We start from the raw sequence: 13,588 nt of genomic DNA, 5'->3' as shown, positions 1-13,588 counted from the left end.
TAAGTTCAAACCACCTAGCAATTGCTAGGTGGTTTTTTATTATAAATACGTAGCCTTTTATTTCCTTTCAATGTATAAATATGGTAAAAAAGATATAATTTTGTCTATTAAGGTTATTTTATATATTAAGGAGATTCGGAAATGTTTTCTAAGAATCCAAAGACAGCTATGTCATTAAACACTAGGTATTTGCCTGGTTTGGACGGGTTACGAGCCATTGCTGTTATCGCTATAATTATTTATCATTTAAACCCTAAATGGTTGTCTGGTGGTTTTATCGGCGTTGATACTTTCTTCGTCATTTCTGGTTATTTAATTACAAGTTTATTGTTAAATGAATTTCAGCAAAATGGACATATTAATTTATTACATTTTTGGGAAAAGAGAATTAAAAGATTATTACCTGCAGTATTGTTTCTCATTGCTAGTGTCTGTATTTATACATTATTATTTGAACCATCTATTATAAAAGATGTGAGACACGATGCTATAGCAGCAATATTTTATGTTTCGAATTGGTGGTATATTTTTCATCATGTAAGTTACTTTGATAGTTTCAAATTAATGCCTTTAAAACATTTATGGAGTTTAGCTATAGAAGAACAATTTTATATCATATGGCCAATTTTCCTTTCGTTGTTTTTTAAAAAGGGCGTGTTTAATAAGAAGGCAGTCTTATGGACTTTTATTGTTTCTATTATATCAGTATTAATCATGATATTTTTAGCACAGCCTAATGCAGATAACTCTCGTGTATACTTCGGTACTGATACTAGATTACAAACATTATTACTTGGAGTGTTGTTAGCTTATATTTGGCCGCCATTTAGATTAAAGCGTCATGTCGCTATTCCATTAAAGTTAAGTATAGAATTCATTGGTTTAGTATCTTTATTTATTTTACTTTTCTTCATGTTCACAGTATCTTCAAGTGATAATTGGTTTTATTTTGGCGGTATTTATATAATATCTTTATTAACTTTACCAGCTATAGCAAGCAGTGTTCACCCAAGCACGTTGTTATCTAAAGCATTAGGTAATCCATTATTCTTATGGATTGGACAAAAATCTTACAGATTATACTTATGGCATTATCCAGTTATAGTTTTTATAAATCGTCACTTTGTGCAAGGGCAAATTCCTATATACATCATAATAATAGAAATTTGTTTAACGATTTTATTTGCTGAATTTTCATATCGTTATGTGGAGATTCCATTTAGAAAATATGGGTTTAAATATTTAGTAATACCTAAAGGGCACCTCAAGTTTATATTTATGCGTATTACTATAATCATTTTATTAATCGGCGTAACATCTTTAACATTATTTGGACATTTTGATTACTTACATCAAAATAAAAAGAAAGAAAATTTAACTTCTTTTCAAACTTCAGGTAAAGAAACCAATGATAAAAGTATCATCAAACCTGTTCCACCAATTTCAGTAAACAAAGAACTAGCTGATCACAAAAATACGGAATCTAATAAAGACGAGCCAGCACCATTATTTATAGGAGACTCTGTAATGGTCGATATCGGTAAACAACTTCATCAAAATTATCCTTCTTCCATAATAGATGGCAAAGTTGGTAGAAATTTAAATGACGCCATCCCATTGGTTAAAGACAAATACAGTAAATACACGACATCAAAACATAAAGTCGTAATTGAACTTGGTACAAATGGAGATTTTACATATGAAAAATTAAAAGAATTGGTTAATAAATTCGGAAAATCACAAGTCTATTTAGTAAACACACATGTACCAAGAGATTGGGAAGACGATGTAAACAAAAAATTATACAAGCTTGCAAGTCAAAAAAATAATGTTCATCTAATAGATTGGCACAGCAAAGCTAAAGGACATTCTGACTACTTTGCATACGATGGTGTTCATCTTGAATATAAAGGCGTGAGGGCTCTCGTAGAAGAAATAGATAATCACCTCAATGATAAATAGATATAATTATAAAAAAATGAGTCTGGGACATAAATAATTGTCCCAGACTCTCTTTTTGTATTGGCAGTAGCTGACTGGTATGAAAATGCGCTTATAACAAGCTTTTTTCATACCTAGTCATCCTTGCCAGGGGTGGGACTACGAAATCTTTTTAATAAAATGAGATTTCTGTCCCACTCCCATTTTTTAATTATTTCTTTGGGATAAATACTTCCGCTTCACTGTCAGAAGGATAATAAAACCCTTCTGGTACTGTTTGTAACTCTATCAAACTGCCCCATGGCGCTTTAACATAAACCGTTTTATTACCTGCAGTGTCTTCGTATTTTGTATTGTCATGTGGTTGTGAAATGGGTTCTCCACCTGCTTTTTGAATTTGTTCAAAAGCTTTTTCAAAATCATCTACATAAAATGAAATATGCGTAAAACCAATATCTTGCAACGAATCTGGTTTTGCTTGTTTAGCATCTTGAAATTCAAACATTTCTATATTCGGACCATTGCCAAATACCATCATTCTTTTTTTTATAATTTTTGCCCCTTCTTCTAACCCAAGAATATGTTCTACATGTTCTCCATCACGGGGGCTTTCATCTTTCTTCTGACTATCATAAGCAATTTTACCGTCTAGTCCTTCTTTAAAGAATTTTGTAGCATCATCAATATTCGGGACCGTTAAACCTATATGATTTATACCTCTCGATATATCCAAAATGTATCACTCCTTATGAATTCATTCCTATTTATCATAACAATAAATATTATTTAATTAAAATAAAGTATTATAAATCTTTGTTGCGTTCTTTTTTCTTTTTAGACCGTATTGTTTCTTCTATGATTGAGCCAACAACAAGCCCTACTGAGATGATTATTTTACCTATTAAAAGTAACATGCTCATCACCATCCTATTTTGATATTCATATACCAAAATAATGAATACCTTTATAATAATACCTCTGCTATTAAACAATAAGAATTAAATTTATCATCTGGAGAATATGTTACCGTGTTTATCATAATTTCATCACACTCATATTCTTTTTCAAGTGCTTTTAATTGAGTCTTCACTGTTTTTTGGTCACCGATAATCATTTGTCGTTTCATATTTTCGATTTTTTCTTTCTCTTTATCAGTGAGTTTATATTGCTTAGCCGCTTCAATTGAAGGTACTCCATTTTCATCTTCTAACTTTTCTTTTTGAATAGACCAAATTAAACTGCTTAATGCTATTTCCTCCGCCTTTTTATTCGTTTCAGCACAAACAACTGATACTGTAAGAATGACTTCTGGTTCTTGGTTCTCATATCTTTTCACGAAATTGTCCTTATACGTTTGAATAATTTCAGTGCCTTTATTGTCACTCATAAAATAACCAAAAGTATATGGCAATCCATTTTTAGCAGCAAGTTTCGCACTCTTTTCACTTGTGCCTAATAACCATGGTGTTGCAGACTTTTCTGGCTTAGGTAACGCTGATAAAGATTTAAACTCATGTCCATCTGGAAAACTACCATCTAAAAAATTCAACAGTTCTTCTAACAATTCAGGTAAAGCAAAGACTTTCTGCAAATAATTTGTAGACAAAGCATTAGTCGCTTCTGCTGAACCACCTGGTGCTCTACCGATACCTAAATCTATGCGATTAGGAAATAAAGTAGCTAAAGTATTGAATATTTCTGCCACTTTATAAGGTCTGTAGTGTGGCAGTAAAATAGCACCCGCTCCAATTCGAATCGTTTCAGTATGTCCACCAATATAACCTAACAACACTTCTGGAGTTGAACTTGCAAGATGTTGTAAATCGTGATGTTCCGTTAACCAATATCTCGTATAACCAAGTGACTCACCTATCTGAGCTAACTTCAAAGAATGATTTAAAGCTTCACGTGACGTTTGATTTGATGAAACTGGCGATTGATCCAATATGCTTAACCTCATAAACTCAGTCCTTTACTTCTTCTGGTACTTCAGTTAACACTAATCTATATTGCGCAACTTCTCCTTCTTTATACAAGTTTGTAAGTGAAGTTGAATAGTTATAAATCTTACCTCTAAACGAAATATCCTTTTCAGGAATACGAATATCAAACACTTCTTTATATAATAAAACGGCTATATCATGATATTCCTCACTCGTTACGTCAAATTCAATTGAAACCGTATAAGCACCGTTATCTTTCGAATCGTCAAAATGCGTTACTGAAATTAAAGTATCATCTATATATATTTCTTTAACCACATTACCTCTCCTTTTGTAGCCACTTGGCTATGTGCAGTTTATTAATTAGTTTGCACATTACTTCTATATACTCAGTATAATATTTATATACCCTTATTACTTATATTTTGTTTATGGTGAATGAGTGACACTACTTTTTATATTTTCAAATTTCACAAATATAAATTTATATATTTATTAACTTAGCTTGTTAAATAGAAAATTAATGATTAAAATTATATTGAATATGAAATATTTAAACATATTTAATTTAAAAGGAAACAAAGGGAGATGTAAATATGAAGATATTGGCTATAACATCTTGTCCTAACGGGATAGCGCATACTTATATGGCTCAAGAGAAATTAGAGCAAGCTGCTAAGGACATGGGTGTAGACATTAAAGTCGAGACGCAAGGTGGTGTCGGCGCTGAGAATGTCCTTACAGCGAAGGAGATTAAAGAAGCTGACGGTATTATTATTGCTGCTGATAGACAGGTTGATTTATCAAGGTTTGATGGTAAATTATTAATCAACGAAAATGTTAGAGAAGGTATTCATAATCCACAAGGTCTCATTCAACGTATTATTGATAAAGATGCACATGTACATCATGTAAATCGTGGTGAAAATGAAAAATATGACGAAGACGACAACAATAAAAGTGGTCTTCAAATGGTCTATCAACATTTAATGAATGGTGTTTCCTTCATGGTCCCATTTATTGTTGTTGGGGGTCTGCTTATCGCTATATCTTTAACTATCGGTGGTGAAACGACTCCAGGTGGTTTAAAAATCCCTGACGGCTCATTTTGGAAATCAGTTGAAGATATAGGTACTTTATCATTTAGTTTCATGGTCCCTATTCTTGCTGGTTATATCGCCTATAGTATTGCTGATAAACCTGGTTTAGTCCCTGGTATGATTGGTGGGGCTATTGCAGCTGACGGTAGTTTTTATGGAAGTGAAGCTGGTGCTGGTTTTATAGGTGGTATTATTGCTGGTTTCATCGCTGGTTATATAGCAAAATGGATTAAAAACATCAAAGTTCCTAAAGCGATGGCACCAATTATGCCTATCATTATTATTCCAATTATTTCATCCTTTATTGTTGGGCTCATATTTATATTCTTAATAGGCGCACCTATTGCGAGTATATTTGAAGGATTAACTTCTTGGTTGAAAGGCATGCAAGGCGCAAATATTGTTCTACTAGCCCTCATTATAGGTGCTATGATTGCATTTGATATGGGTGGTCCAGTAAACAAAGTAGCATTCTTATTTGGTTCAGCGCTGATTGCTGAAGGTAACTATGCTGTTATGGGTATGGTTGCTGTTGCGGTATGTACTCCACCTATTGGTTTAGGTTTAGCAACATTTGTAAACAGACGTAAATTTAACAAAAGTGAAATCGAAATGGGTAAAGCTTCATTTACAATGGGATTATTCGGTATTACAGAAGGCGCAATACCATTTGCTGCTCAAGACCCGTTACGTATTATCCCTTCAAATATGATTGGTGCAATGGTAGCTGCTGCTATCGCCGCAATTGGGGGCGTTGGTGATAAAGTGGCTCATGGTGGACCAATCGTTGCAGTGCTTGGTGGAATCGAACAAATATTATGGTTCTTTATAGCAGTTATTGTAGGTAGTCTTGTAACTATGACCGCTGCTTTAATGTTGAAAAAACCTGATAATTTAGCTACAGAAACAGCTGGTGTTGCCGACACAAGTGGCAGTACAAATGAATTTAGTCAAGAACAAAACACGACTCATACGAATGAATCGACTGAAGATAGTAATGATGAAATGAACGTGTTTGATAAAAATATTATTTCTTTATCTGATGAATCAATGACGAGAGATCAAGTAATAGAAAACTTAATAACTCAATTAAAATCTCACGACTACATTGATGATGAACAAAGTTTACTTTCAGCAGTATTAGAAAGAGAATCACAATCTACAACAGCAATAGGTATGAACGTAGCCATTCCACATGGTAAATCATCAGCAGTAAAACAACCTGTTGTAGCTGTATTAAATAACAAGCATGGTGTAGATTGGGAAAGTTTAGATGGCACATTACCAAAATTAGTCTTCTTAATTGCTGTTCCAAGCGATAGTGATGATACACACTTAAAATTATTACAACGTTTATCACGTGCTTTAATGAATGATGACATCCGTAATAGTTTAATAGAAGCAAAAGATAATCAAGAAATTTATAATATATTACAAGAAATATAAAAATAAAGGATTAAGGCAGAAAATTAATTTTCCTATACAGATATCTTAGTCCTACCCCGGCAATCATGCCAGCTACTGCCAATATAATAAAAGAGCCTGAGACATTGATTATGTCCCAGGCTCTTATTATATATATAAGGAAATTAGTCGGTTTTAACGGGCTATAGTTCGTAAACAAGCACTTTAGCGCTGTAATGGTAATGATAATTTAATACATATACTTTTGATTTTATAAGTATGTACATTTAATATCGACATATAAATCAATTTTAAGGTTAAATGAGCAGCTGAAATACCACTACCTATAACATGAGACGTTGATTTGTATTGAATATCTGTTTCTTCAAATATGTGTTGTATATCTTCTTGTCCTTTATACATACTAGGTATTTTAGGCTGATGATTACATCCTGATGCTATAACAACTACATCTGAATTTATTGCTTCACCGCTCTCTAGTCTAATTAACCAAGTTTCTTCAGTTTTCTTTATATCGACTGCTGAATCTTTAATATGACATTCAGTTAAATTGTAATGTTCTATTAGCTCATAAATATGATGCATGAACATTTCACGTTGTGGCCTTTTATATTGACCGTATACGCCTCCTGCATAATCATGCTTCTTATAATATTGTTTTAAATGAAAAGGATTTGGATGAACATGATGTACAATCGGAGATCTTAAGAACGGCATACTGATATCATTTGTACGTTTATCAAATTGATGACAAAAGACATCGTGAGGATCTATAATTTTTAAATCTTTGTTATTTAAACCTAAAGTCTTCAATTTAAGTGCAATTGTTATCGCATGTATACCTCCGCCAACAATGGTCCATTTCATATTATCACCTTTATTCCTTTTATAATTACCTTTAAATCGTAATGATTATGATTTATATAATACATTATTATATAAGCAATTTGCAAATGATTTTCAGAATAACGAAAAAGTCCGAGACTATTCTTTATGTCTCGGACTCATCTTCAATATTCTATTTTAAAAAATCATATGTGATAAATATATAACGATTACAACAGTGATAGCACTGAATAACGTTGATAAGAAGACTAATTCTGCAGCGAGTTCAGGATAATTATCATATTCTTGTGCGATAACTGAACTGTTAACTGAAGTCGGCATTGCAGAGGCAATAAATAGCGTTTGACCTACAACACCATCAATTCCCATAACTTTAATAATGGCTAAAGCAATTAAAGGTCCTATAATAAGTCTAATAAAGATATAAATATAAGAAGATGTCCACTTAAAACTAAATTTAATATTAGCAATTTGAGCACCTAATAATATAAGTGCAATTGCAATCATTGCATCTGAAAGATAACTCACAGTAGTCCAAATAAAATCCGGAACAGCAACATCGTTATAATTTAAAATAACTGCTAAAACTAACGCGTAAATGATAGGCATTTTAAAATAATTTAACAATGCTTTTAGTTTACCAATTTGAACAGATTGAATCGCAAACACACCATATGTAAATGTAAAAATATTTTGCATCGTTAAGACAATAACTTGTGCAGACATCGCGACCGGATCACTTTTAAAGACTAAATCATTAACAGGTGCCCCATAATTCCCAGAGTTGAAAAAGAGAACACTATTATTAAGCGTTGTCGCTTTAGCTTTATCGAGATTTTGAACTTTAGAAATTGAATACGCAGCCACATATAATAAGGCTACATATATAATGAAGAAAACCATAACGTAAAAAAGCATGTCTAGTGCCAAACTTGTTTTATAAAATTTAACAAAAATAAATCCTGGAACAAATACATTTATATTTAATTTAGCTAATGTACTTAAATCCAATTTAAATCGTTTCTGTAAAACATACCCCAATGAAATCATAATAAAAATAGGCAATAAGACACTCTTTAAAATAAAAATCATTTCAGCCATCCGAACACCCCTTTAAAACACATTAAATCCATAATATCATTCTTAATTAGTATAATGTAAACTTATTAAAAGAAATTTCATTTTAAAAGTATATTTACTTAAATGAAAATAAATATAAAGTTTGCATTGTCATATGTATAAAAACGTGTGCGAGCATGGCACTTTCTAAATAGTATTTATAATAAAGAAAACCATAAACTGTTCCTGCAAATGTATTAAGCGTAATAACTTTAACAATGATTATAAAATAATGTTCATCTATTCCTACTAATGCTGAAGGAAGATGACCTAAAGAAAATATCACAGCTGATAATATGATACTTATTATATAAATGAAAGTTGTTTTTCTTTTAAAAATCTTAACTAACATAAATGTTATAAAAGTCATTAACCCGAATCTCGTGATAAGTTCTTTTATTATACCTCCGTGAGATATCCCGCCAAGTAAATTAATAAAAGAAGCTTTTTCTACAATCATATCTTCTGCACCACTATTAAAAACCAAATTCCCCATACCTAAACAAAAGCCAACTAACGCTCCGCTTATCACACTTACTAGTATCGTATCTTTAAAGTTCCCCTTTTCATAAATAATAGATTTTAGCTCTGTCTTTTCATGCAAGAAATGGCCTATTAATAAAGCTATTAAACTTAAAATAAGTGGATTAATCATGCTTAAATTAGTTAATGTTATCTCTGACAAATCTGGATCAATATGCATCATTTGAATTTGCATATTCACTAACTTATTAAAAAAAGGCCAACTAACTAACAAACTTAAAATAATAATTGAAACATAGACTAGCAATGGTTTTAGATTGATTTTCATTTATAACACTCCTTGTCGAAATTTAAGACAAGTATAATTTATGACGTTACGTCATAAGCAATAGTTTTTTTAAATCACAAATAAAAAAGAGACGCCTGCTTATACAGGCGCCTCTTATACACTAGATAGTTATTATACTCATTATATTAATAACAGCTAATTCATATTATAACACCACTTTCCATTAAATACCAATTAAAACATATCCATACTTTTCCGATACTAATAATGAAGAAATATTATAATAAAGTTACTTATATTTCATTTGTAAAATGAGTCTTTTTTCATAATCTAATTCGCTTTTTTATTAAATTTCCAATATACTATTTATTAAATAACTTTTTAGAGTTTTTTGTAAATTCAGTTAATTATATTGAATTATTTTTTTATTCGTATTATTATTTACTTTAGCATGTTTTTTCTAGACAGAGAATAGGAGAGTCAACTATGAATGAAAATAGTAATTTAGTAACTTCTACACAGAGTATTGTAAAAGAGGCATTACATAAATTAGGTTACGATGATGGCCTTTATGAATTAATCAAAGAGCCAATGAGATTCTTTAAAGTTCGTATACCAGTTAGAATGGACGACGGTTCAGTAAAAACTTTTACAGGCTATCGTTCTCAACATAATGATTCAGTTGGACCTACAAAAGGCGGTATTCGTTTCCATCCAGATGTCGATGAAAATGAAGTTAAAGCTTTATCTATGTGGATGACATTAAAATGTGGCATTGTTAATTTACCGTACGGTGGTGGTAAAGGTGCCATCCAATGTGACCCTCATGATATGAGTAAGACTGAGGTGGAACGTTTATCACGCGGTTATGTTAGAGCAATTTCTCAAATCGTCGGACCTACAAAAGACATCCCTGCACCTGATGTGTATACAGATGCACAAACTATGTCTTGGATGATGGATGAGTATAGTTTAATGAATAAAGTAAACGCGCCAAACTTTATTACAGGTAAACCACTTAGTTTAGGTGGTTCATTAGGACGTGAACAAGCAACTGCATTAGGTGCAGTCATCACTATTGAAGAAGCGGCCAAACGTAAGAATATTAATATAGAAGATTCACGTGTTGTTATTCAAGGTTTTGGTAACGCAGGTAGCTTTATTGCTAAAATTCTTCACGATAAAGGCGCTAAAATTGTATGTATATCTGAAAGTCGTGGTGCTTTATACAATCCAGATGGCTTAGATATTGATCATTTACTAGAACTTAGAAAAGAACACGGTCGTATTACACCACTGTTCGATGACCTTATTACAAACGAAGAACTTTTCGAAATTGATTGTGATATTTTAGTACCAGCTGCTTTAGCAAACCAAATCACAGCAGACAACGCACCAAAAATTAAAGCTAAAATTGTAGCAGAAGCTGCTAATGGACCTACTACACAAGAAGCAACTCGCATCTTAACAGAAAAGGATGTTTTATTAATCCCTGACGTTTTAGCAAGTGCTGGTGGTGTTACTGTTTCTTACTTTGAGTGGGTACAGAACAATGATGGATTATATTGGTCTGAAGAAGAAGTCAATCGACTATTAAGAGAGAAACTAGTAGAAGCGTTTGATAAAGTATACGAAATTTCACAAAATAGAAACTTAGATATGCGTTTATCAGCTTATGTTGTTGGTGTTAGAAGAACAGCAGAAGCAACACGTTTCAGAGGTTGGGCGTAAGATAAACAGTTGATACAACTAGGCTTAATATATTTTTAAATGAACTATTAAACCCCTCACTATAGCTTATAGTGAGGGGTTTTTATTGGATCTTCTAAGACAATAATCCAAGTACACACACCCTTATTGGATTTTCTATCTCGTTAATCCAAACACATCCCTCTTATTTCTTTCTCTCTAATTCAATAATAAAGCTGAAACACTAATAAATGTCTCAGCTTATTATCATTAATTTAATTTCTTATTCGCTTCGTCATCTACCGTTTTGTTACTACTCAAAATAATTATGCTTCTTTAAGAACTTTTCCGCTATAACAGCTGGTTCTTCTTTTTTACCATCTGCTCGGTAATTCAGTTTTTGCATTTTTTCAGTAGATACTTTGCCAATTAATTTTTCTATAGACTTTTTAGCTTTTGGATTCTTCTTCAAATACTCATTTGTTGCTAAAGGACTTGCATCATATGGTGGGAAAAAATGACGATCATCTTCTAATGTCACTAAATCATATGCTGCAATTCTTCCATCTGTCGTATAACCAAGTGCTGCATCGATGCTTTTATTCTTCAATGCATCATATACGAGTCCAATCTGCATTGTGCGTATATTTTTAAATTCAAATCCGTAAGCTTTTGCGAATGCTGGATAACCATCACCTTCACGTTTAATCCATGTAGCATCACTTGCTACTCTCAATTCATCTTTATGTTTCTCTAAATCTGATACTTTTTTCAAGTTGTATTTTTCTGCTGTTTCTTTCGTCACAGTAAAAGCAAAAGTATTTTCAAATCCGTAAGAGTCGAAAAATGTTTGATTAAATTTATTTTGAAAACCAGCTTTAACCGCTTTTTCTGCTTTTTTAGTATCTGTAATAGGATCAGAATCTAATGCACCGACTAAATCTGTACCCGTATATCTTGTAGCAGAAATTTGAGCGTCATCATTCATGATTGCATTATGCTCAATAACAGCAGACCCGAGGTTATTTACAATAACAGGTTTAACTTCCCCATCAGTATCATGCTCAATTTGCAGTCGAATCATATGTGCCATAATTTGAGACTCACTTGTCGCAAGTGCTGTAATTTTCACAGTTTGAGGTGAAGCACCACCTATACCAGGCAATGTACAACCGCTTAATAATAGTGTACAAATCATAATTAAAGTAAATTTTCTTAGTTTAATAACTTTTCTCCTCCATAAGTTTTATATTTATATAATATTATATTATCACAAATAATTAATTTTGTTTTATAGCCTACATAGTGGACCGGTTAAAGACTGCCCATTATTATATTGTTTAGTTTATATTCAATATGACAACTGATATAATATGAATGAGATAAAAATAAAACATTTAACATATAGATGCATGGAGGATAAATGAATGGACGACTCATTAAGAAGCATTAGAAAGAATGAACATATACAATTAGCTTTAGATACTTATCAAGCAACGGGAACTGATTTTGATAAGGTTCAGCTAATTCATCAATCCATTCCTTCAATTAACAAAAATCAAATAGATTTATCTGTTAAGCTCTCTCATTTTACTTTTAAACATCCTGTTTATATAAATGCGATGACTGGCGGTAGCGAGCGTGCTGCACTCATCAACAAACAACTCGCTCAAATTGCGAAGGCTTGTCAAATTCCTATGGCTGTTGGTTCTACTCATTCAGCGTTGAAAGACCCAAATGCCGAATATAGCTTTACAGTTGTAAGAGAAGAAAATCCAGACGGTATTATTTTTAGTAACGTTGGTGCCGATATTGGCTATAAAAATGCGCAAAAGTCTATCGACCTCTTACAAGCTGATGCATTACAAATTCATGTTAATGCACCTCAAGAGCTTATTATGCCTGAAGGTGATACTGAATTTGAACACTGGTTAACAAATATAAAAGAGATTAAAGAACATATAAGCGTACCCGTTATCATTAAAGAGGTTGGTTTTGGTATGAGCGCTGAAACTATTCAAAAAGTTAAAAATATCGGTATCCAATATGTTGATGTGAGTGGTAGAGGTGGAACAAACTTTGCAGATATCGAGAATCAAAGACGTCCTTTAAAAGACATGGCATTTTTAAATATGTGGGGGCAAAGTACCGTACAAAGTCTAATAGAAGCAAAATTATTGGCGACAGACATTCATGTATTAGCTAGCGGTGGCGTTAAAAATCCTCTCGATGCTATAAAGTGTTTAGTATTAGGAGCAGAAGCGGTCGGATTATCAGGCTACGTCCTTAAACAACTAGATGAATTTGGATTAGAACATACAATTGATAACATGAAGCAATTTATAGAACAAATGTATATCATTGCGAATTTACTAAATGCCTCGAAAATATCTGAATTAAAAGCAATAGACTACGTATTTTCTCCAGATTTACAAAGTTACGTTGATCAACGTACAAAGTCCATTAATGATAAGTTAAAATAAACATATCAGGGACATAATTATGAGTTGTTCCTTTGTTATATAAACCAAACTATGAAGTACACTCCTAAAGTTCGACATCAAATAACTTTAGGAGTTTTTTCTTATATATATAAACATTTATCTTTAAATTTTGTTTTCTAAACCTTTATATATTACCTATGTATACATATTGTTTATAAGTAATATTTCAACATATTTTTTAATTTTTAATATATGATATTAAGTGATAATATAAAAGGCATATATAGAAGCTGTCTCTTATACACATCT

11 protein-coding genes are annotated in these 13,588 nt (G+C 31.9%); 4 read left to right on the top strand and 7 right to left on the bottom strand.

Translation table 11 applies throughout. The features are described 5' to 3' along the window. Positions 1-141 precede the first annotated feature (141 nt). Positions 142-1,962 (top strand): acyltransferase family protein, encoded by a 1,821-nt coding sequence (locus CD135_RS08105; RefSeq protein ID WP_103269201.1) that lies wholly within the window; start codon positions 142-144, stop codon positions 1,960-1,962. Between the two features lie 190 nt (positions 1,963-2,152). On the opposite strand, the gene CD135_RS08100 is transcribed toward CD135_RS08105, so the two are convergent. The 3 genes from CD135_RS08100 to CD135_RS08090 form a co-directional block, all read right to left on the bottom strand. Continuing rightward, positions 2,153-2,674, bottom strand: a complete 522-nt coding sequence (locus tag CD135_RS08100; RefSeq protein ID WP_103269200.1) for a VOC family protein — start codon at positions 2,672-2,674, stop codon at positions 2,153-2,155. Positions 2,675-2,905: 231 nt separating this feature from the next. Continuing rightward, positions 2,906-3,901 (bottom strand): LLM class flavin-dependent oxidoreductase, encoded by a 996-nt coding sequence (locus tag CD135_RS08095; protein ID WP_103269199.1) that lies wholly within the window; start codon positions 3,899-3,901, stop codon positions 2,906-2,908. A 4-nt stretch (positions 3,902-3,905) separates the two neighbouring features. After that, entirely contained in the window at positions 3,906-4,202 is a 297-nt protein-coding gene (locus CD135_RS08090; RefSeq protein WP_064204418.1) for a DUF3219 family protein, read from the bottom strand. A 278-nt stretch (positions 4,203-4,480) separates the two neighbouring features. On the opposite strand from CD135_RS08090, the gene CD135_RS08085 reads away from it, so the two are divergent. After that, complete coding sequence (locus tag CD135_RS08085; protein WP_103269198.1) at positions 4,481-6,430, top strand: PTS fructose transporter subunit IIABC; 1,950 nt, start codon at positions 4,481-4,483, stop codon at positions 6,428-6,430. A 183-nt stretch (positions 6,431-6,613) separates the two neighbouring features. Here CD135_RS08085 and CD135_RS08080 read toward each other — a convergent pair whose 3' ends face one another. The 3 genes from CD135_RS08080 to CD135_RS08070 form a co-directional block, all read right to left on the bottom strand. Next, positions 6,614-7,276, bottom strand: a complete 663-nt coding sequence (locus CD135_RS08080) for an FAD/NAD(P)-binding protein (protein WP_103269197.1) — start codon at positions 7,274-7,276, stop codon at positions 6,614-6,616. 156 nt (positions 7,277-7,432) lie between these two features. Then, positions 7,433-8,356: an AEC family transporter gene (locus CD135_RS08075; RefSeq protein ID WP_016999717.1), complete on the bottom strand. Its 924-nt coding sequence runs from the start codon at positions 8,354-8,356 to the stop codon at positions 7,433-7,435. 94 nt (positions 8,357-8,450) lie between these two features. Next, positions 8,451-9,185, bottom strand: a complete 735-nt coding sequence (locus CD135_RS08070) for a CPBP family glutamic-type intramembrane protease (RefSeq protein WP_103269196.1) — start codon at positions 9,183-9,185, stop codon at positions 8,451-8,453. A gap of 447 nt (positions 9,186-9,632) precedes the next feature. Here CD135_RS08070 and CD135_RS08065 point away from each other — a divergent pair, with 447 nt between their 5' ends. Beyond that, positions 9,633-10,877, top strand: coding sequence for a Glu/Leu/Phe/Val family dehydrogenase (locus tag CD135_RS08065; protein WP_016999719.1), 1,245 nt, complete (start codon positions 9,633-9,635; stop codon positions 10,875-10,877). Between the two features lie 271 nt (positions 10,878-11,148). Here the strand turns inward: CD135_RS08065 and CD135_RS08060 are convergent, their stop codons facing one another. Next, on the bottom strand, positions 11,149-12,033 hold the full coding sequence (locus CD135_RS08060; RefSeq protein WP_103269195.1) for an osmoprotectant ABC transporter substrate-binding protein: 885 nt from the start codon (positions 12,031-12,033) through the stop codon (positions 11,149-11,151). A gap of 229 nt (positions 12,034-12,262) precedes the next feature. On the opposite strand from CD135_RS08060, the gene fni reads away from it, so the two are divergent. Then, entirely contained in the window at positions 12,263-13,318 is a 1,056-nt protein-coding gene (fni, locus tag CD135_RS08055) for a type 2 isopentenyl-diphosphate Delta-isomerase (RefSeq protein WP_103269194.1), read from the top strand. The last annotated feature ends 270 nt before the right edge of the window (positions 13,319-13,588 follow it).

It is taken from the genome of Mammaliicoccus lentus (assembly GCF_002902755.1).
Taxonomy (GTDB): domain Bacteria; phylum Bacillota; class Bacilli; order Staphylococcales; family Staphylococcaceae; genus Mammaliicoccus; species Mammaliicoccus lentus.
The sequence above is the reverse complement of the archived record's forward strand: the minus strand, read 5'-3'. Positions and strand labels throughout refer to the sequence as shown.